The sequence below is a fragment of the Roseomonas alba genome, assembly GCF_019430885.1.
Classification (GTDB): Bacteria; Pseudomonadota; Alphaproteobacteria; order Acetobacterales; family Acetobacteraceae; genus Neoroseomonas; species Neoroseomonas alba.
This window is the reverse complement of the sequence record NZ_JAHYBZ010000004.1, coordinates 552,085-578,305: the sequence shown is the minus strand read 5'-3', so window position 1 is coordinate 578,305 and position 26,221 is coordinate 552,085. Positions and strand designations below refer to the sequence as shown.

The 26,221-nt window shown below is 69.0% G+C and carries 25 protein-coding genes; 18 read left to right on the top strand and 7 right to left on the bottom strand.

Going from position 1 to position 26,221, the window contains the following annotated elements:
* Positions 1-63: 63 nt before the first annotated feature.
* On the bottom strand, positions 64-855 hold the full coding sequence (locus KPL78_RS14445; protein ID WP_219763652.1) for a sterol desaturase family protein: 792 nt from the start codon (positions 853-855) through the stop codon (positions 64-66).
* Between the two features lie 80 nt (positions 856-935).
* On the opposite strand from KPL78_RS14445, the gene KPL78_RS14440 reads away from it, so the two are divergent.
* Both KPL78_RS14440 and KPL78_RS14435 read left to right on the top strand, forming a co-directional pair.
* Positions 936-1,532, top strand: coding sequence for a HupE/UreJ family protein (locus KPL78_RS14440; protein WP_219763651.1), 597 nt, complete (start codon positions 936-938; stop codon positions 1,530-1,532).
* An 85-nt stretch (positions 1,533-1,617) separates the two neighbouring features.
* Complete coding sequence (locus tag KPL78_RS14435; RefSeq protein ID WP_219763650.1) at positions 1,618-2,286, top strand: hypothetical protein; 669 nt, start codon at positions 1,618-1,620, stop codon at positions 2,284-2,286.
* Positions 2,287-2,416: 130 nt separating this feature from the next.
* On the opposite strand, the gene KPL78_RS14430 is transcribed toward KPL78_RS14435, so the two are convergent.
* Positions 2,417-3,622: an MFS transporter gene (locus KPL78_RS14430; protein ID WP_219763649.1), complete on the bottom strand. Its 1,206-nt coding sequence runs from the start codon at positions 3,620-3,622 to the stop codon at positions 2,417-2,419.
* Positions 3,623-3,717: 95 nt separating this feature from the next.
* Between KPL78_RS14430 and KPL78_RS14425 the strand changes: the two genes are divergently transcribed.
* The 5 genes from KPL78_RS14425 to KPL78_RS14405 all read left to right on the top strand — a co-directional run bounded on the left by KPL78_RS14425 (position 3,718) and on the right by KPL78_RS14405 (position 8,520).
* Complete coding sequence (locus KPL78_RS14425) at positions 3,718-4,176, top strand: MaoC family dehydratase (protein WP_219763648.1); 459 nt, start codon at positions 3,718-3,720, stop codon at positions 4,174-4,176.
* Positions 4,177-4,193: 17 nt separating this feature from the next.
* Positions 4,194-4,904 carry a metal-dependent hydrolase gene (locus KPL78_RS14420; RefSeq protein WP_219763647.1) on the top strand — a complete coding sequence of 237 codons (711 nt, stop codon included), beginning with the start codon at positions 4,194-4,196 and terminating at the stop codon, positions 4,902-4,904.
* Positions 4,901-5,692, top strand: coding sequence for an enoyl-CoA hydratase/isomerase family protein (locus KPL78_RS14415; RefSeq protein ID WP_219763646.1), 792 nt, complete (start codon positions 4,901-4,903; stop codon positions 5,690-5,692). The genes KPL78_RS14420 and KPL78_RS14415 overlap by 4 nt, the downstream gene beginning before the upstream one ends.
* Before the next feature lie 78 nt (positions 5,693-5,770).
* On the top strand, positions 5,771-6,802 hold the full coding sequence (locus KPL78_RS14410) for a Bug family tripartite tricarboxylate transporter substrate binding protein (RefSeq protein ID WP_219763645.1): 1,032 nt from the start codon (positions 5,771-5,773) through the stop codon (positions 6,800-6,802).
* Positions 6,803-6,816: 14 nt separating this feature from the next.
* The gene (locus KPL78_RS14405) at positions 6,817-8,520 is read left to right on the top strand and encodes a gamma-glutamyltransferase family protein (protein ID WP_219763644.1); all 1,704 of its coding nucleotides are present in this window, start codon (positions 6,817-6,819) and stop codon (positions 8,518-8,520) included.
* A 114-nt stretch (positions 8,521-8,634) separates the two neighbouring features.
* Here KPL78_RS14405 and KPL78_RS14400 read toward each other — a convergent pair whose 3' ends face one another.
* From KPL78_RS14400 to KPL78_RS14390, 3 genes are read right to left on the bottom strand one after another with little or no spacing between them, the layout of a single operon-like run.
* Complete coding sequence (locus tag KPL78_RS14400; protein WP_219763643.1) at positions 8,635-9,624, bottom strand: tripartite tricarboxylate transporter substrate binding protein; 990 nt, start codon at positions 9,622-9,624, stop codon at positions 8,635-8,637.
* 31 nt (positions 9,625-9,655) lie between these two features.
* Positions 9,656-11,152, bottom strand: coding sequence for a tripartite tricarboxylate transporter permease (locus KPL78_RS14395; RefSeq protein WP_219763642.1), 1,497 nt, complete (start codon positions 11,150-11,152; stop codon positions 9,656-9,658).
* Positions 11,153-11,156: 4 nt separating this feature from the next.
* A complete protein-coding gene (locus KPL78_RS14390; RefSeq protein ID WP_219763641.1) occupies positions 11,157-11,642 on the bottom strand; it encodes a tripartite tricarboxylate transporter TctB family protein in 486 nt (161 codons plus the stop codon).
* A gap of 184 nt (positions 11,643-11,826) precedes the next feature.
* On the opposite strand from KPL78_RS14390, the gene KPL78_RS14385 reads away from it, so the two are divergent.
* The 11 genes from KPL78_RS14385 to KPL78_RS14335 all read left to right on the top strand — a co-directional run bounded on the left by KPL78_RS14385 (position 11,827) and on the right by KPL78_RS14335 (position 24,176).
* Positions 11,827-12,789, top strand: coding sequence for an MlaD family protein (locus KPL78_RS14385; RefSeq protein WP_219763640.1), 963 nt, complete (start codon positions 11,827-11,829; stop codon positions 12,787-12,789).
* Positions 12,786-13,673 (top strand): hypothetical protein, encoded by an 888-nt coding sequence (locus KPL78_RS14380; protein WP_219763639.1) that lies wholly within the window; start codon positions 12,786-12,788, stop codon positions 13,671-13,673. The genes KPL78_RS14385 and KPL78_RS14380 overlap by 4 nt, the downstream gene beginning before the upstream one ends.
* 167 nt (positions 13,674-13,840) lie before the next feature.
* The gene (locus tag KPL78_RS14375; RefSeq protein WP_219763638.1) at positions 13,841-15,469 is read left to right on the top strand and encodes a thiamine pyrophosphate-requiring protein; all 1,629 of its coding nucleotides are present in this window, start codon (positions 13,841-13,843) and stop codon (positions 15,467-15,469) included.
* A gap of 52 nt (positions 15,470-15,521) precedes the next feature.
* Complete coding sequence (locus KPL78_RS14370) at positions 15,522-16,571, top strand: ABC transporter ATP-binding protein (protein WP_219763637.1); 1,050 nt, start codon at positions 15,522-15,524, stop codon at positions 16,569-16,571.
* Positions 16,572-16,607: 36 nt separating this feature from the next.
* Positions 16,608-17,954 carry an ABC transporter substrate-binding protein gene (locus KPL78_RS14365; protein WP_219763636.1) on the top strand — a complete coding sequence of 449 codons (1,347 nt, stop codon included), beginning with the start codon at positions 16,608-16,610 and terminating at the stop codon, positions 17,952-17,954.
* Between the two features lie 53 nt (positions 17,955-18,007).
* A complete protein-coding gene (locus KPL78_RS14360) occupies positions 18,008-18,961 on the top strand; it encodes a carbohydrate ABC transporter permease (protein WP_219763635.1) in 954 nt (317 codons plus the stop codon).
* A 13-nt stretch (positions 18,962-18,974) separates the two neighbouring features.
* On the top strand, positions 18,975-19,877 hold the full coding sequence (locus KPL78_RS14355) for a carbohydrate ABC transporter permease (protein ID WP_219763634.1): 903 nt from the start codon (positions 18,975-18,977) through the stop codon (positions 19,875-19,877).
* A 22-nt stretch (positions 19,878-19,899) separates the two neighbouring features.
* Complete coding sequence (locus KPL78_RS14350; protein WP_219763633.1) at positions 19,900-20,943, top strand: C-terminal binding protein; 1,044 nt, start codon at positions 19,900-19,902, stop codon at positions 20,941-20,943.
* A gap of 67 nt (positions 20,944-21,010) precedes the next feature.
* Positions 21,011-21,424, top strand: a complete 414-nt coding sequence (locus KPL78_RS14345; protein ID WP_219763632.1) for a DUF3830 family protein — start codon at positions 21,011-21,013, stop codon at positions 21,422-21,424.
* A 75-nt stretch (positions 21,425-21,499) separates the two neighbouring features.
* Positions 21,500-22,468, top strand: coding sequence for a Bug family tripartite tricarboxylate transporter substrate binding protein (locus tag KPL78_RS14340; protein ID WP_219763631.1), 969 nt, complete (start codon positions 21,500-21,502; stop codon positions 22,466-22,468).
* 217 nt (positions 22,469-22,685) lie between these two features.
* Positions 22,686-24,176, top strand: a complete 1,491-nt coding sequence (locus KPL78_RS14335) for a helicase HerA domain-containing protein (protein WP_219763630.1) — start codon at positions 22,686-22,688, stop codon at positions 24,174-24,176.
* Between the two features lie 348 nt (positions 24,177-24,524).
* On the opposite strand, the gene KPL78_RS14330 is transcribed toward KPL78_RS14335, so the two are convergent.
* The gene (locus KPL78_RS14330) at positions 24,525-25,322 is read right to left on the bottom strand and encodes an SDR family NAD(P)-dependent oxidoreductase (RefSeq protein WP_369412756.1); all 798 of its coding nucleotides are present in this window, start codon (positions 25,320-25,322) and stop codon (positions 24,525-24,527) included.
* Positions 25,323-25,344: 22 nt separating this feature from the next.
* Positions 25,345-26,187: an amidohydrolase family protein gene (locus tag KPL78_RS14325; protein WP_219763628.1), complete on the bottom strand. Its 843-nt coding sequence runs from the start codon at positions 26,185-26,187 to the stop codon at positions 25,345-25,347.
* Positions 26,188-26,221: the final 34 nt, after the last annotated feature.

The following is a 26,221-nucleotide window of genomic DNA, read 5'->3' as shown; positions in this document are numbered from 1 at the left end:
CATCGGGGCGAGACGCGGACGAATCCCGCGCGGAAAGGCACCGGCCAGCGTCTTCGCAGCCTGCTAGGGCTCAGCCTTCAGCGGCTGGACCAGCAGCCGGTCCAACCGCTGCGCCGCATCGGCGCGGAACCCCTCGACGCCGATCACCATGCCGAGCTGGCCGCGTTCGGGTTCCGCACGATACGTCCCGAAGATCCGGTCCCAGCAGGACAGGCAGAAGCCGAAATCGCTGTCCGTTTCCGCCGGGATTTCCGAGTGGTGGATGCGGTGCATGTCCGGCGTGACCAGCAACAGCCGCAGCACGCGATCGAGCCGAGCGGGCATGGCGAGATTCGCGTGAGAAAAGAGGCTCGTCGCGTTCAGGAGCACCTCGAAGGCCAGCACGGCCTCCGGCGGCGCGCCGAGCGCAACCGCGCCCAACCCCTTGATGCCGAGCGAGAGCAGCATCTCCGCCGGATGGAAGCGCAGACCGGAGGAGGCATCGAGCTCCGGATCCGCATGGTGCACCCGATGCATCCGCCACAGCACCGGCACGGCGTGGAACAGCCGGTGCTGGCCATAGACCAGCAGGTCCAGCAGCAGCACCGATGCGGGCGCCGCCACCCAGAACGGCAGGCCGAATGCCGGGAACAGGCCGATCCCCCGCGCCTCGGCCCAGAGCGCGACGCCCACCACGCCGGCAGGGGCGATGAGCCGCAGCATGATCGCGGAGAGCGCCACCAGCCCGAGATTCGACGGCCAGCGCCGCCAGCCGAGGCGCTGCGGCCGCCGCGGGAAGGCGTGCTCCAGCAGCGCCATGGCCAGCAGCACGGCGGCGAAGGCGGTCAGGCGAATGACGGGTTCCTGGGCCAGCATCCCACCTGATGTAGTCCGCCGCGCCTGCCCTTGCAGCCGCGCGTCGCAGCGGCGAGCATGGCTGGAACAAGGAGACTGCCATGAAACGCCTCGCCACCCTGCTCGCCCTGATGCCGCTGCCGGCCTTCGCCCATCACGCCATGGGCGGCACCACGCCTTCCACGGTTTGGCAGGGCTTCGTCTCCGGCATCGCGCATCCGGTGATCGGGGCGGACCACCTGGCCTTCCTGGTCGCCGCCGGCATCCTGGCCGCGGGCCTGTCGACCGGCATCGGGGTGTTGTCCATCCTGGTCTTCGTGCTGGGCGGCTTCTTCGGCAGCCTGGTGCATATGGCGGGGATGGGTCTCGGCCCGGTCGAGGCGATCGTCGCCCTGTCGGTACTCGCCGCCGGGCTGGCGCTGCTGTGGCGGGACGTACCGGCGATGCTGTTGCCGGCCGCCTTCGGCCTGGCGGGGCTGTTCCACGGACATGCCTTCGCCGAAGCCATCATCGGCGCGGAGGCGACGCCGCTGGTCGCCTACCTCGCCGGCCTGGCGCTGGCGCAGGCGGCGCTCGGGCTCGGGATCATGGCGCTGGCCCGGCGTCTGGCGCCGCGGATGCCGCGGCTGCGCGCGACCGCCGGGGCGACCGTCGCCGTGGTCGGGGCGCTGTTCACCGTGCTCGCGCTGGTGGCCTGAGCACGGGGGTCGTGCCGCGTCGGGAATCGCGGCATGCTCCCGCCCCTGGCGCCCACGCGATGAGGCGCCGGACGGGAGGATCAGCATGACGCGGCTTCGCCTCGCCCTTGTGGCCCTGGCCTGCTCCGGCACGGCCGCGCTGGCCCAGACCAGCACCCAGCCGCCCCAGCCGGGGCAGATGACCTTCTTCGTCACCAGCGTCGGACCGGGGCGCGGTGGCGACCTCGGTGGGCTGGCGGGCGCGGATGCGCATTGCCAGGCGCTGGCGCTGGCGACCGGCATGGGGCCGCGCAACTGGCGCGCCTATCTGTCCACCAGCGCGACGCCCACCAGCCCGGCGGTGAACGCACGCGACCGCATCGGTCGCGGCCCCTGGCGCAACGCCGCGGGCGCGGTCGTCGCCAACAATATCGAGGAACTGCACGGCGCGAACGGCCTGACCAAGCAGACCGCGGTCACTGAGCGCGGGGCCCCGGTGAACGGGCGCGGCGATACGCCGAACACCCATGATATCCTCACCGGCTCCGCGCCCGACGGCACGGCGCTGCCGGCCAGCCCGGACATGACCTGCCGCAACTGGACCTATTCCGGGCCCGACGGCGCGGCGATGGTCGGGCATCACGACCGGCTCGGCCTGGGCGACGATTCGGCGTCGCGGTCGTGGAACGCGTCCCATCCCACGCGCGGTTGCGGGCAGGATGCGCTGCCGGCCACGGGCGGGTCGGGCCTGTTCTACTGCTTCGCGGCGGACTGATACCGGCCAGCCTAACGGCTGAATCGGCATCAGAGCCTTGATTTCGCGCGCGGCCGCCCCTCCAACCCCGCGCGCCGTACCGTCGGGTCTTGCCGCTGAGAGGTCATCGGCAGGACCCGACGATACGACGCTACCCGGCGCGGCCGAGGCGGCGCAGCACGACCAGCCCGGCCAGGGTGATCAGCGCGACGTGACCGAAGGCGAGGCCCCAGGCGAGGGAACCTTCTCCGCCGGCAAGATCCAGTAACGCCCCGCACAGCAGCGGCCCGACGAAGCCACCCGCATAGCCCGCCATGGAATGCAGCCCCATCGTCGCACCCCGCAGCGCGGGATCGGAGGCCTGCACCGTGCCGGCCGTGAGCGCTGAGCTGTCCACGTAGATCGCCGCATTCCACGTCAGCACCAAGGCGAGGACGAGCAGCGCCGGTGCCCCCGCAGCGAAGCCCGTGGCGAGCGACAGCGCCGCGCCCGACAGCATCGCGATCGTTACCACCCGCCCGCGGCCCAGCGCCTCAGAGGCTTCGTTGCCGGCGATGGACACGGCATTGCCGACCAGCCCCGCGATGGTGAACAGCACCGTCGGCCCGGGCAGCCAGGTCGGGGGAGCCGACACCGCGAAGGATGCGGCAAGGAAGGTAACGCCCCAGGCCCGCAGCACCGCCAGTTCCAGCGTATGCACGCAATAGCCGGCGACCCAGGCCATGGCGCGCCGGTTGCGCAGCACGGGCCGGAAGTCGAGGAGCTTTCCGCCAACCGCGCGCGGCGGTGGCGGCGTGTCCGGCAGGATCAGCAGCGCGATGGCGAAAGCACCGGCGGCGAGGGTGCCGCCGGTGATGAAGGCGGCCTCCGGTCCGGCCAGCGCGGCGACGACACCCGCCAGGGCGAAGGAGAAGGCGCCGGCGAACCCCACCCCCGCCGCGTGCCAGGACACGGCGCGCGACTGCGCCGGGCCGGTCAGCGGATCGGCGATCGCCTTCAGTCCCGGCATGTAGGCACCCGCCCAGCCGACTCCGGCCAGGGCGCGGAATGTCAGCCCGGACCAGAAATCCGTCGCCAGCAGGCCGAAGCCGAGATGCGCGAGCGCCGTCGCCCCGGTGCCCACCAGGTAGATCCGCCGCGCCGGCACGCGGTCCGTCAGCGCCAGCAGCACGGGGACGGCGGGGACATAGGCGGCGAAGAAGACGCCGATCAGCCAGCCGGCCTCCGTGCCCGACAGCGACCAGCGGTCGATATAGACCGGCAGCAGCGCCGGCAGGGTGAAGGCCCCGATCTGGGTCAGAACCTGGGCTGCCACCATGGCGGCGATGAAGCGGGGCGTGCCCGGGCGGAGATCCATCGCGTCAGGCTAGGGCGACCCGGATCGTCCCGGAAGCGGGGTTGATCGCGACGCGGCCCCGCACGACACTCCGCGCCGCCAGCACGGAGGAACGCATGCGCGAAGTGGCAACGCCGGAGGCGCTGAAGGCGCTGATCGGCCAGGAACTCGGCGTCGGCGAGTGGCTTGAGGTGACGCAGGAGATGATCGACAAATTCGCCGACGTCACCGGCGACCATCAATGGATTCATGTCGATGTCGACCGTGCCCGCACCGAGATGCCGGGCGGCAAGACCATTGCGCATGGGTATCTGCTGCTGTCGCTGCTGCCGAAGCTCGGCGCCGGCGTCTACAAGGTGACTTGGCCGTCGCGCACGCTGAACTACGGGTCCGACAAGGTGCGCATCGTCAACCCCGTCCAGGCCGGGGACCGCGTGCGGCTCCGCCAGGCCCTGGTTTCGGTGGATGACGGCGCGAACGGCACGCACCGGATCGTGGTGCGCGCGACCATGGAAATCGAGGGCAAGGACAAGCCGGCCCTGATCGCCGACACGATCCGAATGACCTTCCCCTGACTAACGGAGACTTCCGCATGAAGATCACCTGGTTCGGCCATTCGGCCTTCCGCCTGGAATTCGGTTCCTCGGTCGTGATGATCGACCCGTTCCTCACCGGCAATCCGGCCTTCGGCGGCGATGCGGAAGCGGCGAGCGCCGGTGCCACGCATGTGCTGCTGACGCATGGCCATGGCGACCACATCGGCGACACCGTCGCGATCTGCAAGCGCACCGGCGCGAAGCTGGTGACCAACTACGATCTCGCCATGTATCTCGCGCGCCAGGGGATCGAGAAGCTCGACCCCATGAACACGGGCGGCACGACGGATCAGGGCGAGTTCTCCGTCTCGCTGACCATCGCCTTCCATTCCTCGTCGGAGATCGATGCGAATGGCGTGTCGCAATGCCTCGGCCTGCCGAACGGCATCGTGGTGACACCGAAGGACAAGGCGGAACCGGTCGTCTATCACATGGGCGACACCGACATCTTCTCGGACATGGCGCTGATCGACGAGCTCTATAAGCCCGCCATCGCCATGGTGCCCTGTGGCGACCGCTTCACCATGGGCCCGCGCAGCGCCGCCCTGGCGGTCAAGCGCTTCCTGCCCAGCCTGCGCACGGCAATCCCCTGCCACTACGCGACCTTCGGCCTGCTGCTGCCGGATGCGTCGGGTTTCGTGGCGGAGATGAACGGCGCCAATGCCAAGGTCGTGGTGCCCGAGAAGGGCGTGGCCTTTACCGCATGACCGCATTGCCGGGACTGGAGGATCTGACGGTCTTCCGCATCGAGGTTGCCGACGGCGTGGCAACGGTCTTCATGGACCGCGCGCCGGTCAATGCGCAGAACGGCGTCTTCCGCGAGGAGGTGATGCGCGTCTTTGACGTGTTGCACGAAACGCCGGAGGTGCGCGCCATCGTGTTGACCGGCGCGGGCAAGACCTTCTCGGCCGGGGCGGATCTGAAGGACCGGCCGGATGCGTCGAAGCCGGGCGCCTTCCCGCGGCACAGCCGTGCAGTGCGCGGCGGCTTCGACTGCGTCATGGAATGCGGCAAGCCGGTAATCGCAGCCGTGAATGGCGCAGCGATCGGGGCGGGCTGCGTGCTTGCCCTGGTCTGCGACATCATTCTGGTCGCCGAGGAAGGCTTCATGTCCATGACCGAGGTCGATGTCGGCCTGGCCGGTGGCGTGAAGCACGTGCTGCGGCATTTCGGCCAGTCCGATGCGCGCATGTTCCTGATGACGGCACGGCGGCTCTACGGTCCCGACCTGCTGCGCATGAACGTCGCCTCCGGCTGCTACCCGAAGGACGACCTCCTGCCCGCGGCGCAGGCCATGGCGCGGGAGATCGCGGGCAAGGTGCCGCTCGCGGTCGAGGCCGCCAAGCGCGCCTTTACGCTGAACGAGTACATGCCGCTGCACGAAGGCTATCGCTACGAGCAGACCCAGACGGCGCTGCTGGCGAAGACCGAGGACACGAAGGAGGCGCTCGCCGCTTTCGCCGACAAGCGGAAGCCGGTCTTCAAGGGGCGGTGACAGGACGGTTGCAGATTGGCTCTTGCTGCGTCTGCGAAGAGGTCCACACTCACCGGGCCTAGCCTTCGAGGCCCAGCCATGACCCAACCCCGCCCGCTCCCTGCTTTCAGCCATCCGGTTGGCCCGCCGCGCGGGTCCGGACGGCGGCACTGGCTGGGAGTGGCGGCGGGGTTGGCACTGGCGCCACGGCTTGCCCTGGCGCAGGGCCAGGCTTGGCCCAACCGTCCGGTGCGCATGATCATCCCGGCCGCGCCGGGCTCGGGGATGGACATCGTCGGCCGCACCGTCTCCCGCCTGTTGCAGGAGGCCTGGGGCGTGCCGGTGGTGGTCGAGAACCGCGTCGGCGCCGGCGGGACCATCGGCACTGATGTGCTCGCGAAGGCGGCGCGCGACGGCTATACGATGGGGGTGGTGAATTCCTCCTCGCTTGCGATCTCGCCGGCGATGATGCCGAACATCCCCTATGATTCGCTGACCTCCTTCGCACCGCTCGGGCTCGGCGCCTCGAACGACTGTGCCCTCGGCGTACGGGCGGATTCGCGATTCCACTCCGTCGCCGAAGTGGTGGCAGCCGCGAAGGCGGCGCCGGGGACGCTGACCTGGGCCTCGGCCGGCAGCGGATCTTCCACGCACATGGCAGGCGAGCTGTTCCGCCTGACCGCGGGTGTGGAGATCGTCCACGTCCCCTATCGTGGTTCACCACCGGCCATCACCGATCTGCTCGGCGGCCAGGTGGACATGACCTTCAACACCATCAACGCACTGATCCCGGGTATCCGGGACGGGCGCATCCGTGCGCTGGCGACGACCGGCAGCGGCCGCGATCCGCTGCTGCCCGACGTGCCGACCTTCGCCGAGGCCGGCTACCCGGCCTATGAGGCGAGCGGCTGGATCGGCTTCGTCATGCCCGCCGGCACGCCGCCCGAGATCGTCGCCGAGGCCAGCGAGGCGATCCGCCGCGCGACCGAATCCGACGCCTTCCGCGAGGTGATGGCGACGGCCGGCATGCGCCCGCGCAGCTCGACCGCCGCGGAGTTCACGGCTTTCCTGCCGGTGGAGATCCGCCGCTGGACGGATGTCGTGCATCGCTCCGGCGCCAAGCCGGATTGAGGAGGGAGGCCACCATGCCCCTGACGCGCCCCACCATCACCGGCACGCGCCATGCGGTTTCGGCCGGTCATTACCTCGCGGCCGCCGCGGCCTTCTCGGTGCTCGAAGGCGGCGGCAACGCGGTGGATGCCGCCTGCACCGCCGGCATCGCGCTCGGCGTGCTGCATCCGGACATCGTCAGCTTTGCCGGCGTCGCGCCGATCATGATCCGCATGGCCGATGGGACGGTTGAGACGATTGCGGGCCTCGGCCCTTGGCCCGCTTCCATCCCGCCCGACCTGTTCCGCGAGAAGCACGGCGGGAAGATGCCGCCCGGCGTGCTGCGCACCGTGGTGCCGGCCGCGCCCGATGCCTGGATCAGTGCGTTGCGCCGCCACGGCACGATGTCCTTCGCCGATGTCGCGGCGCCTGCGATGCGCTTCGCGGCCGACGGCTTCGCGGTCTATGCGGTCCTGGCCAACAACCTTGACAAGCGCGCGGCCGACTATGCGCGTTGGGCTTACAACGCCGAGATCTTCCAGCCCGGCGGCAAGCCACCCAAGGTGGGCGAGAAATTCGTCCAGGCCGATCTGGCGAAATCCATCGGCTACATGATCGACCAGGAGAAGGCGGCGTCCGGCAAGGGTCGGGAGGCCGGTCTCCAGGCTGCCCACGACGCCTTCTACCGCGGCGACCTGGCGCGCGAGATCACCGCCTTCCAGGCGCGCGAGGGCGGCTTCCTCACCATGTCCGACATGGCGAACTACCACTCGCCGCTGGAGCCGGTGCTGTCCGTCGATTGGCGCGGCAACCGCCTGCTGGGCTGCGGCCCATGGTGCCAGGGGCCGGTGCTGCTGGAGGCGCTGCGCATCGCCGAGCGCTTCGGCCTTGACGGCCTGGGGCACAACAGCCCGGAGTACCTGCATGTCATCGCCGAGAGCCTGAAGGGCGCCTTCGCCGATCGCGAATACCATGTGGGCGATCCAAACTTCGTCGATGTGCCGATCGCGACGATGCTGTCCGATGCCCACATCGCGCGTCGTGCCGCGGCGATTGATCCGGCCCGAGCCCATCCCGGCATGCCGGAACGGATCATCGGCATCGGCCCTGATGCCGATCCTGAGGTGTCGCGCGAGATCGAGCCGCCGGTCGAGGCCGGCACCTCCTATGTCTGCGTCGTCGATCGGTGGGGCAATGCGGTCTCCGCCACGCCGTCGGACGGGTCCTGGACCGGGCCGCTGGTGCCCGGGACGGGGCTCATGGTCTCCGGCCGCGGGTCGCAGAACCGCACCGATCCGGCGCATCCCGCGGGCTATGCGCCGGGCAAGCGCCCGCGCCTGACGCCGAGCCCCGCCATGGTCGAACTGGCCAATGGCGGCATCATGCCTTTCGGCACGCCGGGCAATGACGTGCAGCCGCAGGCGATGCTGCAGGTGATGCTGAACCTGCTGCATTTCGGCATGGAGCCGCAGGCGGCGATCGAGGCGCCGCGCGTCGCCACCTACGCCTTCCCGTCCTCCTCCGCGCCGCATGACTACTTCCCGGGCCGGCTGGCGCTGGAAGGGCGGATCGAGGCGCCGGTACGCGAGGCACTTGCCGCGCGCGACCACGTCATCGCCGATTGGCCGGACTGGACGGCGCTCGCCGGCTGCGTGGAACTGATCCGCACCAACCCGGCGACGGGGTTGATCGAGGCCGGGGCGGATCCGCGCCGGCCGGCCTACGCGATCGCGGTGTGACGGGGAGGGGCTTTGCCCCTCCTCGGGACCCCACCCCACCAAAGACCGAAAGGCCTTTCGGCCTATGGCGGGGAGAGGCTTGGAGAGGGGCGGCGCCCCTCTCCAACAGCGCGCTCAGCTCCGCACCAGCCCCGCTGCCTTCATCGCGTCGCCGAGCGTCTGGTCGGCCCGCTGCATATGCGTCGCGAAGCCGTCCGCGTCGCCCCACACCATGCCGAAGCCGCGGGCGTTCATGAAGTCCTTGAACTCCTGGCTGTTCCAGACCTTCTGCAGCGACGCCGTCAGCTTCTGCGCGATCGGCGTGGGCAGGTTCAGCGGTGCCGCGATGCCGCGCCAGGCGCCGACGCTGTAGTTGATGTTCAGCGTCTCGTTGAGCGTCGGCACGTTCGGGAATTGCGGATTGCGCTGCGGCGCCATGATGGCGAGCGAGCGCGCCCGCCCCGCCTCGATGATCGCTCGCGCTTCCGGCACCGAGCAGGTGACGATGTCGACGCCGCCGGCCGCGAGGTCCTGCATCGCCGGCGCCGCGCCGTTGGACGGCACCCAGCGCACATGGTCGGCGCGCAGCCCCATCGCGCCCAGCCAGCCGGCGAGTGCGAGGTGCCAGATGCCGCCCTGGCCGGTGCCGGACGCCTTCATCTGCCCCGGGCGGGATGCCTTGATCGCATCGGCCAGCGCCTTGATGTCGCGATAAGGCGAACTCGCATTCACCTGCACGCCGGGCGGATCCTCGTTCATCAGGGCGAGCGGCGTGTAGGAGGTCGGCTTGAGCTCGGTGAGACCCTGCCAGTGCATCATGCAGATCTCGACCGTGATCATGCCGATCGTGTAGCCGTCCGGCGCCGCCTGGGCGATCGCCGAATGGCCGACGACGCCGGACCCGCCGGTGCGGTTCACGACGTTGAAGGGCTGTCCCATCTCCTTCTCGAGCAGGCTGGCGACGATGCGGGCGGTCGCATCGGTGCCACCGCCTGCGCCCCAGGGCACGATGACCTGGACAGGGCGACTGGGGTAGTTGCCCTGGCCAAGGGCCGGCCGTGCGAGCGGCGCAATCCCGGCAAGGGCGCCGGCGGCGAGGGCGCCGCGGCGGGTGAACTGAGACATTTCTTGGTTTCCTCCTTGAAGTGCAACGACGCTATCGCGCCGCCGCGGCGGGCCGCAAGCGACGGATCAGCCAGACCACGGCGGGCCAGAAGATGGCGGCCAGGGTGAAAAAGGCGAGCCCGGCGGCGACCGGCCGTTCGAAGAAGGGCAGGATGTCGCCGTCGGACTTGATCAGGGATGTGACCAGGTTCTGCTCGACCATCGTGCCCATGACGATGCCGAGCACGAGGGCGGCGACCGGATACCCGTTGCGCTCCATGACGAAGCCGAGGACACCGAAGGCAGCCACCAGCACCACCGCGAAGGGGTTGTTGCCGATGGCGTAGGCGCCCACGGCGCAGAGCAGCAGGATCAGCGGCATGGCCACTGCTCGCGGTGCTCGGAGCACCTGGCGCGAGACGCGGATCATCAGGATGCCCAGCGGGATCATCAGGATGTTCGCCAGCATGAACACGATGTAGAGCGCGTACATGCTGCTGGCCTTTTCGCTGAACAGCGTCGGCCCCGGATTCAGCCCCTTCATATAAAGCACGCCGATCGCGATCGCCGTGATGGTGTCGCCCGGAATGCCGAAGAGCAGCGCGGGCACCCAGCCGCCGGCCAGCGCCGAGTTGTTCGCCGCCCCGGATTCCACCAGGCCTTCCGGATAGCCGGTGCCGAACTTCTCTGGCGTCTTCGACATCTTCTTCGATGTCGCATAGGCGACCCAGGCCGCCATGTCCGCCCCGGCACCCGGCAGTGCTCCGATGAGCACGCCGATGACGTTGCCGCGCCACATCTGCTTCTGGAAGCGCTTCGTCAGGTCCCATTGGCCGGCCAGGATGGAACCGAGCTTGCGGTTGGGCAGCGGCGGCGGCGGCGCACTGACCATGGCGCGCATGATTTCGCTGACCGCGAAGACGCCGACGAGTGCGGGCAGTGCCTCGATGCCCCCGAGTAGATCGGTGCTACCGAAGGTGAAGCGCGGCACGCCGCCCGGATTCTCGATGCCGACGCAGGCGACGAGCAGCCCCAGCAGCGCCGAGGCGATCGCCTTGATCGGCGAGGACCGCGCGACCAGCGTCGCGCACATCAGCCCCAGCAGCGAGAGCCAGAAATACTCGAAGGTCGAAAAGGACAGCGCCATCTCGGCGAGCGCGGGCGCCATGATCATCAGCGCGACGGTGCCGGCGATGCCGCCCAGCGCGCTGAACCATAGCGAGGCGCCGAGCGCGAGCTCCGCCTGGCCCTTGCGCGTCAGCGCATAGGCCTCGTCGGTATAGGCGGCGCTGGCCGGCGTGCCGGGGATGCGCATCAGGCAGCCCGGGATGTCGCCCGAGAAGATCGCCATGGCGGAGGAGGTGATGATCGTCGCGACGGCGGCGATGGGTGACAGATAGAAGGTGACCGGCACCAGCAGGGCGGTCGCCATGGTGGCGGTCAGGCCGGGCAGGGCGCCTATGACCATGCCATAGACCGCAGAGGCCAGGATCGCGACGAGCACCTCGCCAGTTGCGACCATCTGGATGGCGTCGAGAAGCGCGTTCATGCGGTCACCACGGCATCGTGAGCGGGCCGTCGGGCAGGGGTACCCGCAGCAGCTTGTAGAAGACGAGGTGCACGAAGGGCGGCGCGAGCACCGTGACACCGATGGCCAGCCGCCACGACGCCCCGAGCGCGCGCGAAGCCACCAGCAGCATGATCGCGGCGGTGATCAGGAAGCCGAGCCGGTCGGCTGCGACCACGTAGAACAGCAGCAGCACCGGCGGCAGGAAGGCGGCGAGCCAGTCGAGTCCGCCGAGGAGTTTCGCGAGGCCGGGTGCCTCTTCCCGTTCGGCGGGTTCCTCGACTTCGAAGGTGTGGCCGATGCCGAAGGCGATCATCAGCCCACACAGGACGAGGCCCGTGCCGATGACCATGGGAAAGGCGGCCGGCCCGACATCCTGCCCGGGCACGGCGGGCAGGCGCGACCCACCCCAGAAAGCCAGCGATCCGAGCAACGCAAGGCACAGACCGGTGACGCGGTCCGAAAGGTGCATTCCTGATTGTCTCCCCTACACGGTCGTTGCCGTGACACCGAGGCTAAAGGATTGGGACGGAAGCGCCAGCACTCCGTGCTTGAGGGGAGTCCGGCGGACACCTAGGGTCGCCGCAGCATGATCGGGGAATGACGACGATGACTGTGCGGTGTTGTGACCGGGTGCGTGGCGGGCGGTGCTCGTAATGCCGCGTCAGGGCGCCGTCGCGGCCGCCCGCGTCGCCCTGTTCCTGATGCTGGGATCCACCGCGCTGCAGGCGCAGGCGCCCGAGACGCCGAGCTTCCGCGTGGCCCTGCCGCGCGAGGGGGCGGCCGGCCTGCGCGCGGGCGCGGAGGTCGAGGTGCTCGGTGTGCCGGCCGGCACGGTGCGGCGCATCCTCTTCGGGCCGGACCGCCGGTTGATTGCCGAAGTCGATCTGCGCGAACCCTCGGCGCGCGACTTCATCCGGCGCGATTCGCCGGTCGCCATCCGCCAGCGCCGCGGCGCCGAGGGTACCATCTTCCTCAATGTCGGGCCGGGCGACGGCGCGCCGCTCGACGCCGCGACGACGGTGCTTGAGGCCGTGCGCGAGCCGCCGCCGCCCGACCCTCTGGCACTGCTGCTCGATGAACTGCGCCTGCGCATCTTCCCGATCATCGAGGATATCGGCCGCACCTCCCGCAGCATCGGGCAGGTGGCCGCGCGCATCGAACTGGGCGAGGGCAGCCTCGGCCGCCTGCTGACCAGCGACAGCTTCGCACGCACCGCCGAGGATGCGGCGCGCGATGCGGCCTCGGTCGTCGATGCGGCGAACCGGCTGATCGCCCGCATGGACGCCATCGCCGCGGAAGCCGAGCGCCTGCTGACCGAGAGCCGGGGCGAGGGCGGAAGCGTCATCCCCGGCCTGATCCGCCGCGTCGAGCAATTGCTGACGACGCTCCAGAGCGCCGCACGCGACGTGACGGCGACGACCGCACGCCTGCCGCGCACGCTGCGCAACATCGAGGACAGCACGGGCACCCTGCCGGGCCTGCTGCTGCAGACGCAGCAGACGACGCGCGAACTCGAATTGCTGCTGACCCAGCTTCGCGGCCTGTGGCTGCTGGGCGGCGACGGACCGCCGCCGCGCGAGCCGACGCGCCCCTCGGCGGACCGCCTGCGGCCGTGAGGCGCGTCCTTCTGCTCCTGCCGCTGCTCACCGGCTGCGGCGGCACGCCACCTCCGCCGCCACCGCCGGAGGATCGCACCCTGGCGACCCAGGCGCGCGCCGGGCGCCTGGCTCTGGAAGCGGAACGCCCGGGCGATGCGGCGCGGCTCTATGGCGCGGCCCTCGCGCGCGCGCGCGTGCGCGACGATGCGGAGGCGATCGCCGATGCCGGCATCGGCCTCGCGGCGGCCGATCTGGAACGCGGCGATGCGGCGGCCGCGCTGCGCACGACGCAGGATGTGGAGGCCGAACTCGCGCGGCGCCATGCGTCCGTGCCGGCCACGCTGCGGCTCGCCGAGGCGCTGGCACAGTATCGACTTGGCCATGCCGCCGCGGCCGATGCTGCGGCGCGGCAGGTGATCGCGGATGCCGGGAGCGATGGCGATGCCGCGCTGCGCGCCTGGTTCCTGCGTGGCCTGATCGCCGCGGATGCCGGCGACCGTGACGGATTGGCGACAGCACGCGCGGCGCTGGGCGAGCCGACCTCCCGTGCCTTTCGCGGCGATGCGCTGGAACTCGCCGCGCGCGCCGCCTTGCTGAACGGCGATTCCGCGGCGGCGCGGCGCCTGGCGGAGGAGGCCGCGGTGCTGCGGCGGGAGACGTTGGATTACCGCGGCCTCGCGCGGCTACTCGCTTTGCAGGCTGAAGCCGAGCGGCGCGATGGCGCGGTGAGCACGGCAGCGGACCTGATGCTGCGCGCCGGGCGCGGTGCGGCCTCACGCGGCGACGCGGTGGCGGCGCGTCGCTGGCTCGGCCAGGCCATGGTCTGGGGCCGGCAATCGCACGCGTCCGACATCGTCCAGGCCGCTCAGCGCGCGCTGCGTGATCTCGACAACGCGATCTGAAGCGACCGCGCACGTTGCGCCGCAGCGCGGGATGGCGCCGTGAAGTTAAGCAGCCTGCCGATCGCTAAGGCAGGCTGAAAGCGGGGGTTGCCGTCTCCGTGATACGGCGTCTAGGCTGCCATAGCAGCCGGGCCGCAAGAGTGCCGGCAATGAGGAAATGGACGAGCATGAAGCTGGGCGCGGCAATCGCCGAGATCATGAAGCGTGAGGGCATTCGCATCCTCACGGGCTATCCGGTCAATCATCTGATCGAGCATGCGGCGGAGATCGACATCCGCCCGGTGATGGTGCGCCAGGAGCGCATCGGGCTGCACATGGCGGACGCGATCAGCCGCGTCACCTCGGGCCGCACCATTGGTGCCTTCTGCATGCAGCACGGGCCTGGTTCCGAGAACGCCTATGGTGGCGTCGCGCAATGCTATGGCGAGAGCGTGCCGGTGCTGGTGCTGCCGATGGGCTATGCGCGCCGCCTCGCGCATGTCGATCCGAATTTCAACTCGTCGATCCAGATGCGCGGCATCACCAAATCCGCCGAGCCGATCATCCAGGCCGCGGAGGTGCCGAACATCCTGCGTCGCGCCTTCACGCGCCTGCGCAACGGCCGCGGCGGTCCCGTGCTGGTCGAGATCCCGACCGACATGTGGAACGAGGAAGTGCCTGAGCCGCTGAACTACACGCCGGTTCTCGCCACGCGCTACGGGCCCGATCCGGCCGATGTCGCGCGCGCCGCTGATGCGCTGGCCTCGGCGAAGCGGCCGGTCATCTATGCCGGCACGGGCGTGCACTGGGCGCGCGCCTGGCCGCAATTGCGTCGGCTCGCGGAGCTGCTGGCGGCGCCGGTGACGACGAGCCTCGGCGGCAAGTCCTCCTTCCCGGAGGATCATCCCCTCGCGCTCGGCTCCGGCGGCCTGGCGATTCCGAAGCCGGTGCGGCACTTCCTCGACACGGCCGACCTTATCCTCGGCATCGGCTGCTCCTTCACCGAGACGAATTTCGGCGTGAAGATGCCGGCGGGGAAGAAGATCATCCATGCAACACTCGACCCCGATCACTTGAACAAGGATGTGGCCTGCGACATCGGCCTGGTGGGCGATGCGGCGCTGACGCTCGATGCGCTGATCGCCGAACTCGAAGGTCGGGTGACGGAGAAGCGCGACGCCGGTCCGGTGGCACGCGAGATCCAGGAGCATCGCGCCGAATGGCTCGCCGCCTGGGCTGCGAAGACGGACAGCGATGCGGAACCATTGAATCCCTATCGCGTGCTGCGCGACCTTTGGCGCACCGTCGATGTGGACAACACCATCATCACCCATGATGCCGGGTCGCCGCGCGACCAGCTCTCGCCCTTCTGGGTGGCGCGCACGCCGCTCTCCTATCTCGGCTGGGGCAAGACGACGCAGCTCGGCTACGGGCTGGGTTTGGCGATGGGCGCGAAGCTCGCCGCGCCGGACAAGCTCTGCATCAATGTCTGGGGCGATGCGGCGATCGGCTTCACGGGGATGGATTTCGAGACGGCGGTGCGCGAGCGCATCCCCATCCTGTCGATCCTGCTGAACAACTTCTCCATGGCGATCGAGCTGAAGGTCATGCCGGTCAGCACGGAGAAGTTCCGCTCGACCGACATTTCCGGCGACTATGCCGCCATGGCGCGAGCCTTCGGCGGCTATGGTGAACGGGTGACGAAGGTCGCGGAGATCATCCCCGCCATCAAGCGGGGCATTGAACAGACGCGTAACGGCACGCCGGCGCTCCTGGAATTCATCACGTCCAAGGAAACCGCCGTGTCGCGGCTGTAGGGAGACGCTGAAGCGAGGCAGGGCGAACCTGCCCGTTCTCAAGGGAGGGTAGATGGCGACGGTCGATATCCGCGAGGTGCGGAAGGCATTCGGCAGCACGCAGATCCTGCACGGGGTCAGCGTGGGCATCGAGGACGGGCAGTTCGTCGTCCTCGTCGGCCCATCCGGCTGCGGCAAATCCACGCTGCTGCGCATGCTCGCGGGGCTCGAGAACATCACGGGCGGCGAGATCGCGATCGGCGGGCGGGTGGTGAACAACGTCGCGCCCAAGGATCGCGACATCGCGATGGTGTTCCAGAATTACGCGCTCTATCCGCACATGACCGTGTTTCAGAACATGGCCTTCTCGATGAAGCTCGCCGGCGCGCCGGCGGCGGTGATGGAGCGGGAGGTCGGCAAGGCCGCGAAGATCCTGGGGCTGGAGCAGCTGCTGCACCGCTATCCGCGGCAGCTCTCGGGTGGGCAACGCCAGCGCGTGGCGATGGGTCGCGCCATCGTGCGCAACCCGCAGGTCTTCCTGTTCGACGAGCCGCTGTCGAACCTCGATGCCAAGCTGCGCGTGCAGATGCGCTCCGAGATCAAGGAATTGCATCAGCGGTTGAAGGTCACGACCGTCTACGTCACCCACGACCAGATCGAGGCCATGACCATGGCCGACCTGATCGTGGTGATGAACCATGGCCGCATCGAACAGGCGGGCGCGCCGCTTGAACTCTATGACCGGCCGGCCAACCTCTTCGTGGCGGGTTTCATCGGGTCGCCGGCGATGAACATGCTGGAAGGGCGGATCGAGAACGGCGTCTTCCACGGCCCTGGCGGCGTGGCCTGGCCGTTGCCGCCGGGCGCGCCTGCTTCGGGTGACGTCATCTATGGGATCCGGCCGGAGCACCTGCATCTCGATCCCGACGGCGGCCTGCCGGCAACAATCCATGTCGTGGAGCCGACGGGCTCCGAGACGCAGACACTGATGCATGTCGGTGGAGCGCCGGTGATCGGCGCCTTCCGCGAGCGCATCTCGGCACGCCCCGGTGAGATCCTGCGGGTGAGCCCCGACATGTCGCTGATCCACCTCTTCGACAAGGGAACGGGCCAGCGCATCTGAGACTGGAACACAACGAACAGGGAGAGGAAACGACATATGGCCAACATCATCACGCGTCGCAGCATCCTCGGGACCGGCGCCGCGCTTGCCGCGCTCGGCACGGCCGGCGAGGCTTTCGGCCAGCAGTCCCGCGTCCAGATGGCGGCCGGCGTCACCCCGCCGAACCTGCCGATCGAAAGCGGTGCGACGCTGCGTATGCTGCGCCCGGTCCGCTTCGTCGCCCCTGATGAGGAAGTGTTCCGCGCCAACTGCGCCCGCTTCACCCAGGCGACCGGCGTGCAGGTGCGCGTGGACTTCGTCGGCTGGGAGGATATCAACCAGCAGACCGCCGTCACCGCGAATACCGGCGCGGGGCCCGATGTCATCATCGGCTTCGGTGACGCGCCGCACATTTATGTCGACAAGCTCGTCGAGGTGTCGGACATCGCCGAGTACATCGGCCGCAAGTATGGCGGCTGGATGTTCGTGGGCGAGAAGTACGGCAAGCGCCACGGTACCAACAACTGGATCGGCCTGCCCTTCGGTGGCACCGCGGGGCCGCTGGTGTGGCGCAAGTCGGCGGTCACTTCGGTCGGCTACCAGCAGCCGCCCAGCGACCTGCCCGGCTTCCTGGAGATGTGCAAGAAGCTGCGCCAGGCGAACAAGCCGGCGGGCTTCGCCTTGGGCAACGCCGTCGGCGACGGCAACGGCTTCGCCAACTGGCTGATGTGGTCGCATGGCGCGGCCATCACGGATGCCGAGGGCGCGGTCTCGGTGAACAGCCCGCAGACGCTGGCGGCGCTGAACTACCTGAAGGAACTGTACCCGACCTTCGTCGATGGCGGCACCATCTCCTGGGGCGATATCAGCAACAACCAGGCCTACGCGGCGAACACGCTGTTCGTCACGTCGAACGGCGTCTCGCTGTACTTCGCACTGAAGAACGACCCGGCGACGCGCGCCATCGCGGAGGATACCGAACACTCGGTGATGCCGCTTGGGGTCGCATCGTCCTGGCCCAGCGCGCCGCTCACGCTCAACGCCATGGTGTTCAAGCACAGCCGCTATCCGAACGCAGCCAAGGCGTTGCTCGCCTTCCTGATGGAGCAGCCGCAATATGAGCCGTGGCTCGATGCGAACCTCGGCTACTGGGCGCATCCAGTGAATGCCTACAAGGATGCCTCGGTGTGGACCAGCGATCCGAAGATCGCGATCTTCCGCGACAGCATGAACAACCAGTTCTGGAACGGCTATCGCGGGCCGATCACGGTCGCCTCTGGCCAGGCGAACGCGGAATACGTGCTGGTACAGATGTTCGCTTCGGTCGCTTCGGGCCAATCCACGCCCGAGGCCGCGATGCGCGAGGCTGATCGCCGCGCGCGCCGCATCTTCCGCCGTTCATGAGGTGATCCCGGCGGCGGCCGCGTGCCGCCGCCGGCCGATCGGGGAGAGCGTCCATGTCCGTCACCGCCGCCGAAGGCTGGGTCCGCCGAAGCCAGGACCAGAGCTGGCTTTCCAAGCTGCTCGACTGGAAGCCGCTGCTCGTCGTGATGTGCCTGCTGCCCGCGGTCGGCCTGCTCCTGGTCTTCCTGACCTATCCGCTCGGCCTTGGCATCTGGCTCGCCTTCACCGACACCACGATCGGGCGCAGCGGCGTCTGGGTGGGGCTCGAGAACTTCGAGTATATGATGGAGGACCCGATCTTCTGGAACGCGGTCTTCTTCTCGGTCTTCTACACAGCCGTCGCGACGGTCGGGAAATTCGGGCTGGGGTTGTGGCTCGCGCTGCTGCTGAACAACCATTTGCCGTTCAAATCCTTCCTGCGCGCCATCATTCTGCTGCCCTGGATCGTGCCGACGGTGCTGACGGCCATCGCCTTCTGGTGGATCTACAATCCGCAGTTCTCGATCATCTCCTGGGTGTTCATCGAGCTCGGGCTGCGTGACACCAACATCGACTTCATCAACACCGCCTGGCCGGCGCGCTGGTCGCTGATCGGCGCCAATATCTGGCGCGGCATTCCCTTCGTCGCGATCTCGCTGCTCGCCGGGCTGCAGACCATCTCGCCCTCGCTGTACGAGGCGGCGCTGCTGGATGGGTCCACCGGCTGGCAGCGCTTCCGCTACATCACCTTCCCGATGCTGCTGCCGATCCTCGCGATCGTCATGACCTTCAGCATCATCTTCACCTTCACGGACTTCCAGCTCGTCTACGCCATCACGCGCGGCGGGCCCGTGAACGCCACGCAGCTGCTCGCCACGCTCGCCTTCCAGCGCGGCATCTCGGGTGGGCAGTTGGGGGAGGGGGCGGCGATCGCCGTCGCCATGCTGCCCTTCCTCATCTTCGCGACGCTGTTTTCCTACTTCGCCCTGGCGCGCCGCAAGTGGCAGCAGGGCGAGGCGAACGACTGAGGGGGGCAAGGCCATGAGCAGCACCGTCGAAGCCCCGCCCGCACCCGGCAATGCCACGGCGCCACCGGAGACGCTGTCCTGGGACAGCCGGTCGCGGCGCATGGTGACGATCTGGATCCCGCTCGCCTGCTTCCTGCTGATCCTGCTGTTTCCCTTCTATTGGATGTCGATCACCGCATTCAAACCGAATGCCGAGCTCTACGACTACGACACGCACAACCCGTTCTGGATCACCTCGCCGACGCTCGACCACATCCGGCTGCTGCTGTTCGGCACCTCCTATCCGCGCTGGCTGCTGACGACGATGACGGTTGCCGTCTGCGCGACCGTGCTGTCGCTGATCGCCTCGACCCTCGCGGCCTATGCGATCCAGCGGCTGCGGTTCAAGGGCAGCCAGTATGTGGGCCTGGGCATCTACCTGGCCTATCTGGTGCCGCCGTCGATCCTGTTCATCCCGCTGGCGACGGTGGTGTTTCAGCTCGGCCTGTTCGACAGCCCGATCGCGCTGATCCTGGTCTATCCGACCTTCCTCGTGCCCTTCTGCACCTGGCTGCTGATCGGCTACTTCAAGTCGATCCCCTTCGAGCTTGAGGAATGCGCGCTGATCGACGGCGCGACGCGGCTGCAGATCCTGCGCCAGATAACCCTGCCCCTCGCGGTGCCGGGGCTCATCAGCGCGGGCATCTTCTCCTTCACCCTGTCCTGGAACGAGTTCATCTACGCGCTCGCCTTCATCCAGAGCAGCGAGAACAAGACCGTCCCGGTCGCCATCCTGACCGAACTCGTCACCGGCGATGTCTACCAATGGGGTGCGCTGATGGCCGGCTCGCTGCTCGGCTCGCTGCCCGTCGCGATCTTCTATTCCTTCTTCGTCGACTACTACGTCTCTTCCCTCACCGGCGCGGTGAAGGAGTGAGCGGTCCAACAGGAGAACCAACTTGGCGACGTACAAGATCCTGACGCCGGCCGGCGCGTCCTTCACCACGGCCGGCGGTGGCTACGACTATGAGATGGAGGCGCTGGAAGGCCTCGACGCCGAGATCATCGAATGCCCGGCGACCGATGAAGGCTTCATCGCCGCGGCACCCACCGCCGATGCGGTCTATGCGAAGGGGATGAAGTTCACCGCGGCGATGATCAACGCGCTGACCAAGTGCCGGCACATCGCGCTCGGTACGGTCGGCGTCGATTACGTCGATGTCGCCGCGGCGACGGCGAAGGGCATCCCGGTCACCAACTGCCCTGACACCTTCATCGAGGAAGTCGCCGACCACGCCATGATGCTGCTGCTGGCGACCCATCGCCGCTGCATCGAACAGGATCGCATGGTGCGCGAGGGCCGTTGGTCCGAAGGCCGTCCGCAACTCCTGACCGTGCCGCGCCTGATGGGCCAGACGCTGGGCTTCATCGGCTTCGGCCGCGTCGCCCGCGCCACCGCCCGCCGCGCCAAGGCCTTCGGCCTGCACCTCAAGGCCTATGACCCCTATGTCGAGGAGCTGACCCTCTCGGCGCTCGGCGTGGAGCCCGCCTCCCTCTCGGAAGTCCTCTCCACCTCCGACTTCGTGTCCATGCACCTGCCGGACACGCCCGAGACGCGCGGCTTCCTTAAGGAGCACCATTTCCGCCAGATGAAGAAGAACGCGCTCTTCATCACCACCGGCCGCGGGCCGACGGTGAACGAGGCCGCGCTGATCAAGGCGCTGGAGGAGAAGTGGATCGCCGGCGCCGGCCTCGACGTCTTCGAGATCGAGCCGACCCGGCAGGACAACCCGCTGCACCGCATGCCGCACATCATCCTCTCGCCGCACAACGCCTCGGCCTCCTCCCGCTTCGACCCGGCGCGCAAGCGGCGCGTGGGGCAGGAACTGGCGCTGACGCTGCAGGGCAAGTGGCCGATGTCCTGCGTCAACCCGACGGTGCTGGAGAAGTCCAGCCTGCGGCGCTGGCAGCCCTATTCCATGGAACGCGGCCCGAATTCCTGAACCTCTTGCCGCCGCGGCCGCACTCCCGTAACGGGCATGTCACCAACCCGGAACGGAGTGCGGCATCGTGGCGGACGTCATCATCGATATCGGCGGCGAGGTCTTCGAGGCCTTCTACGAATCCAAGGACGCCCCCAAGACCGTCGCTCGCTTCCGCGATTTCGTCCCCTATTCCAACCGCATCATCCATGTCCGCTGGTCGGGCGAGGCCTGCTGGATCCCGATGGGGGATTTCGACCTCGGCCTCGGCTTCGAGAATGCGACCTCCTACCCCGCGCCAGGCCAGGTGATCGTCTATCCGGGCGGGGTCAGCGAGACCGAGATCCTTATCGCCTATGGTCCGACCTGCTTCGCGTCCAAGGCCGGGCAGCTCGCCGGCAACCATGTCCTGACGATCCGGGAGGGCATCGACCGCCTCGCCGTGGTCGGGCGGTCGGTGCTGTGGGACGGCGCCAAGCCGATCTCCTTCCGGCCCACGTAACGGTCACGTTCGCGGGATTGCGGCGCTGCAGCGCAATCCCTAGCCTCCGGGGCAATGCCGACCGGAGGAATGACCTTGATCGACCTGCCCAGGCTGCGCCGCCGTGCCCTGATGCTGGGGGCGCTCGCCGCGCCCGGCATTGCCCAGGCGCAGACCGCCTTCCCGAACCGCCCCATCACCCTGATCGTGCCGTTCCCGCCGGGCGGGACCACCGACATCTCGATGCGCGCCCTGGCCGAGGCGGCGTCCAAGCTGATGGGCCAGCCCATCGTCATCGAGAACAAGCCGGGTGCTGCCAATACGCTCGGGGCCGCGCAGGTCGCCCGGGCGCGGCCGGACGGCTACACCCTGACGCAGTTCCCGGCCTCGGCCATCCGGGTGCAGATCCTCCAGCGCCTGCCCTATGACACGCTGCGGGACTTCACCCCGGTCATCTGCGTGGTGGGCTATCCCTTCGTCGTCGCCGCCAAGGCCGGCCGCTTCGCCAATGGCTGGCGCAGCTTCGTCGAGGAAGCGCGCGCCAATCCCGGCAAGCTGACCTTCGGCAGCACCGGCGCCAATGGCACGCCGCATGTCCATCTCGCCGAACTCTGCAAGCGCGAGGGCCTGGACGTCACCCACGTCCCCTTCCGCGGCGATGCCGATGGCTCACAGGCGATGATCGGCGGCCATATCGACCTGATGGCGGGGTCCACCAGCATGGCGGGGCTGGTCGAGGGCGGCCAGGCGGTCTTCGTCCAGGCCTGGACGCCGCAGCGCCTGCGCCGCTTCCCCGACACGCCGACGCTGATCGACCTTGGCTACAACAAGGTCATCACCACGCCCTTCGGCATCATGGCGCCGGCCGGCCTTCCGCCCGAGGTAACGGCCCGCCTGCACGACGCCTTCCATACCGCCATGGATGATCCCGGCTTCGTCGAGATGCGCGACCGCTACGAGATGCTGCCCGAATACCGCAACAGCGCCGACTACGCCGCCCTGCTGCGGGAGATGGTGCAGCAGGAGACCGCGCTGATCGCCGAGCTCGGCCTGACCGCGGGCTGACAGCCTGTTCGGAAACGCGCCTCGCGGTGCGTTTCCGGGGCCGGCCCCGGCCCGCACCCCGCCCGTTCCGGCATGCCGGCTTGGGGGTGCCGGCCGGGGCCGGACTTTCCAAACGGTCCCTGAGCGCGCCTTCCGGCCCCGGCCGTTCTTCGGTAGGACGACACCCCGCCGCGCGCCGGTCGAGTCCCGGGCGCGGCGGCAGGACCGGGAAGGCTGGATGACGATCGGAATCGAGATGGGGCTGGCAGCCTCGGGCGAGGCGGCGCTGCTCGACCTTGAGGAACTGCTCTCCACCCGTCTCCTCGTCCAGGGAAATTCCGGATCCGGAAAGTCGCATCTGCTGCGCCGGCTGCTCGAACAGAGTGCGCCGTGGGTGCAGCAGGTGGTGATCGACCCGGAGGGCGATTTCGTCACGCTCGCCGATCGCCACGGCCATCTGGTCATCGACGCCGCCGATCATTCCGAGGCCGCCCTGGCGCGCAATGCCGACCTGGTGCGGCGCCATCGCGTCTCGGTCGTGCTGAACCTCGAATCGGTCGAAGTCGACGACCAGCTTCGCCGTGCCGGCGCCTTCCTCAATGGGCTGTTCGACGCCGATCGCGACCTTTGGTCCCCGGTGATGGTGGTGGTGGACGAGGCGCAGCTCTTCGCCCCCGCCGCCGCCAGCGAGGTTTCGGACGATGCCCGCCGCCTGGCCCTGGGTGCGATGACCAACCTGATGTGCCGCGGCCGCAAGCGTGGTCTCGCCGGCATCATTGCGACGCAGCGCCTCGCCAAACTCGCGAAGAACGTCGCGGCCGAGGCGTCGAACTTCATGATGGGGCGGACCTTCCTCGATATCGACATGGCGCGTGCCTCGGACCTGCTCGGCATGGAACGCCGCCAGGCCGAGATGTTCCGCGACCTGCCGCGTGGCACCTTCGTCGCCCTCGGGCCCGCGCTGTCGCGCCGGCCGCTCAGCGTGCGCGTCGGCGGAGTGGAGACGGCATCCCGCAGCGCTGGTCCGAAGCTGGTCCCGCCGCCGGACATGGCCGCGGTGGAGCAGGCCCGCGAACTGATCCTGAGCGCGCCGGAACCCGAGGCATCGCTGCCGCCCCGCCGGGTGCGCCAGCCGCGCCCGCCGGCGCCGGATATCCTCCAGCAGCTAGCCCAATACATCCCGGCCGCGGCGGCCGAGGTGCAACCCTCCCTTGAATTGCCACCCAGCCCGGAAGAGGCCGCCGAACGCGCCGCACGCCATGCCGCGATCCTCGCGCAGATCATGGCTGACGCGGAGGCCCCGTTTCGCCCCGCCGCGGTGCTCTACCAGGACTTCCAGGTGCGCTGTCGGATTCAGGAGATCCCGGGCGCGGCGCTTGATCTTCCGGCCTTCCGCCGAATGCTCGCCATCGCCCTGGCGGGTGTCGATCCGGCGGCGATGGAAGGCACGGACTGGCCGCTGGCGTTGGAGCGCGCGGAATCCCTGCCGGAGGACGCGCAGGGGGTTTATCTGCTGCTCGCCCGCGCGGCGCTGGCCGGCGATCCATGCCCCTCTGACGCGACGATTGCGCGGGCCTATGGCAGCCGGTCGCTCGGGCGCGCGCGGCGGATGCTCGGGTGGCTCGAGGAACGGGGCGCGATCGTGCTGAAGTCCGAAAGGGCAGGGCGGCGGGTCGTGGCGCTGGTGGGGCTTGGGTGGGAGACGGCACCCGGGGATCCCGAGGGCTGACCGGAGAGGGGCGCTGCCCCATAGGCGCGAAGGCTTGGTGGACGGTGGCAGGTGGAGAGGGGCTCTGCCCCCTTCAACCTCACTCCGCCAAAGGCCACAGGGCCTTTGGAAATCTTGACCTGGCGCTGGGCGAGGCGGTCCGGCCATCATCGGACACGCATTTCGCGTTCGGCGCCAGAGGCATGGCCAAGCGGCGTGCATCATGCGCGCTTCGACATCGCGAAGAGGTCTCCCTGCCCAGCACCGAGTGACGGTTTCCAAAGGCCCTGTGGCCTTTGGCGGGTGGGGGTTCGGGGGAGGGCAGAGCCCTTCCCCGATCCACCCTGGCCCGTATGAGTCGCCGGCCCCTCAGACCTCGGCCTTGCCGATCGACACCCCGCCCGTCGGCGCCGCCGTGCGTCCGCCATCCACCACGTACTGCGCCCCGGTCACGTTCCCCGCCAGGTCCGAACACAGGAAGAGCACGACATTCGCCACTTCCTCCGCCGTGCCGTAGCGGCGCAGCGGCAGCCCGGCGGTGTAGCGTTCCGTCACCCCGCCCGGATTGTTGGGCGAGATCTGGCGTTCCAGATCCTCGATCATGCGGGTCGCGATCGGTCCCGGGCAGACGGCGTTGACCCGCACGCCCTGCGGCCCGACCTCGCCGGCGGCCACCTTGGTCAGCCCGATCACCGCGTGTTTCGACGCGCAATAGGCTGGCATGCCCGGCGTGCCGATGATCCCGGCGGTGGAGGCCGTGTTCACGATGGCGCCCTTGCCCTGCCTGATCATCACCGGCAGCACGTGCCGCAGGCCGAGGAACACGCCCTTCACGTTCACCGCCATGATGGCGTCGTAGACATCCTCGTCATACTCGGCGGTCGGCATGACGCGGCCTTCGATGCCGGCATTGTTGTGGAAGCAGTCGATGCGGCCGAAGGCGTCCAGCGCGCGCGCGACATAGCCTTGCACATCGGCGGTGCGTGTCACATCGGCGGGATGGGCGATGGCGGCCGAGCCGATCTCGGCGGCGACGGCGTGCGCCGCATCCGAGTCGCGATCCACCACCACGACCTTCGCGCCGCGGCCGGCGAAGCCGAGGCAGGCCGCGCGCCCGATGCCGTTGCCGCCGCCGGTGACGATGGCGACCTTGTCCTTGAAATCCACGATGCGGTTCCTCCGTTGGGGCTCAGCGCGCCTTGGGCGCCCAGCCATAGATCTCGGTCAGCGTGCCGCCCATCAGGGCGGCGCGTTCGCTCTCGGTCAACCGATCGGTCAGGCGGAACGCGTCCACGCCCTGCGCATAGGTCAGGAAGGCCGTCGCGCGCGTCCAGTCGGTGCCCCACATGCAGCGGTCGAAGCCGAAGGCGTCATAGATGCGCGCCAGCGGGTCCCAGATGTCGGGGAAGGGATAGCCGGCGTGGGACAGCGTGCCTGCGCCACTGATCTTCACCGCGACGTTCCGGTGGGGCGCGAGGCGCAGCAGCAGCGGCAACTCGGCGAAGGGCTCGGCCGGCACGGGCGGATCGAAGGGCTGTTCCAGCCCCAGATGGTCGATCACCAGCCGCGTGTCGGGGTGCCTCGCCGCCAGGGCCTCGACCTGCGCCAGGCGCCCACGGGCCAGCAGGTTCACCGGCAGGCCGAGCCGGCCCGCCGTGCTCAGCACACGCGCGACGCCCGGGTCGTCGGGGTCCTGCGGCACGTCCTGGTTCATCATGATGCGGATGCCAACCGTGCCGTCGGTCCTGGCCCAGTCCTCGATCACCTCGGCGACCGCGGGATCGTTGGTATCGACCGGCTTCACCAGCGCGAAGCGGTCCGGATGCGCATTGCGCACCTGCACCGCATAGGACCCGTCGAAGCGGTACATGGCGTAGATCGACACGATGATCGCGCCATCGACGCCCACCGCGTCCATGGCATTGACCATGTCCTCGCCGGTCACCTCGGCCGGGCCGTGCAGCTTGCCTTTCCAGGGGCGGCCGGGATGGTCACGTTCATAGACATGCACCTGGACATCGATGATCGACATGGGCGTTCCTCTTGCGGGCCGGAACGCTACGCAG

Bases quoted from the DNA above. Each gene is read 5' to 3' on its own strand.
- KPL78_RS14325 (WP_219763628.1), bottom strand. From the start codon at position 26,187: ATGTCGATCATCGATGTCCAGGTGCATGTCTATGAACGTGACCATCCC.
- KPL78_RS14415 (WP_219763646.1), top strand. From the start codon at position 4,901: ATGACCGCATTGCCGGGACTGGAGGATCTGACGGTCTTCCGCATCGAG.
- KPL78_RS14335 (WP_219763630.1), top strand. From the start codon at position 22,686: ATGACGATCGGAATCGAGATGGGGCTGGCAGCCTCGGGCGAGGCGGCG.
- KPL78_RS14445 (WP_219763652.1), bottom strand. From the start codon at position 855: ATGCTGGCCCAGGAACCCGTCATTCGCCTGACCGCCTTCGCCGCCGTG.
- KPL78_RS14400 (WP_219763643.1), bottom strand. From the start codon at position 9,624: ATGTCTCAGTTCACCCGCCGCGGCGCCCTCGCCGCCGGCGCCCTTGCC.
- KPL78_RS14360 (WP_219763635.1), top strand. From the start codon at position 18,008: ATGTCCGTCACCGCCGCCGAAGGCTGGGTCCGCCGAAGCCAGGACCAG.
- KPL78_RS14395 (WP_219763642.1), bottom strand. From the start codon at position 11,152: ATGAACGCGCTTCTCGACGCCATCCAGATGGTCGCAACTGGCGAGGTG.
- KPL78_RS14435 (WP_219763650.1), top strand. From the start codon at position 1,618: ATGACGCGGCTTCGCCTCGCCCTTGTGGCCCTGGCCTGCTCCGGCACG.
- KPL78_RS14385 (WP_219763640.1), top strand. From the start codon at position 11,827: ATGCCGCGTCAGGGCGCCGTCGCGGCCGCCCGCGTCGCCCTGTTCCTG.
- KPL78_RS14370 (WP_219763637.1), top strand. From the start codon at position 15,522: ATGGCGACGGTCGATATCCGCGAGGTGCGGAAGGCATTCGGCAGCACG.
- KPL78_RS14430 (WP_219763649.1), bottom strand. From the start codon at position 3,622: ATGGATCTCCGCCCGGGCACGCCCCGCTTCATCGCCGCCATGGTGGCA.
- KPL78_RS14405 (WP_219763644.1), top strand. From the start codon at position 6,817: ATGCCCCTGACGCGCCCCACCATCACCGGCACGCGCCATGCGGTTTCG.
- KPL78_RS14375 (WP_219763638.1), top strand. From the start codon at position 13,841: ATGAAGCTGGGCGCGGCAATCGCCGAGATCATGAAGCGTGAGGGCATT.
- KPL78_RS14420 (WP_219763647.1), top strand. From the start codon at position 4,194: ATGAAGATCACCTGGTTCGGCCATTCGGCCTTCCGCCTGGAATTCGGT.
- KPL78_RS14425 (WP_219763648.1), top strand. From the start codon at position 3,718: ATGCGCGAAGTGGCAACGCCGGAGGCGCTGAAGGCGCTGATCGGCCAG.
- KPL78_RS14440 (WP_219763651.1), top strand. From the start codon at position 936: ATGAAACGCCTCGCCACCCTGCTCGCCCTGATGCCGCTGCCGGCCTTC.
- KPL78_RS14410 (WP_219763645.1), top strand. From the start codon at position 5,771: ATGACCCAACCCCGCCCGCTCCCTGCTTTCAGCCATCCGGTTGGCCCG.
- KPL78_RS14390 (WP_219763641.1), bottom strand. From the start codon at position 11,642: ATGCACCTTTCGGACCGCGTCACCGGTCTGTGCCTTGCGTTGCTCGGA.
- KPL78_RS14355 (WP_219763634.1), top strand. From the start codon at position 18,975: ATGAGCAGCACCGTCGAAGCCCCGCCCGCACCCGGCAATGCCACGGCG.
- KPL78_RS14365 (WP_219763636.1), top strand. From the start codon at position 16,608: ATGGCCAACATCATCACGCGTCGCAGCATCCTCGGGACCGGCGCCGCG.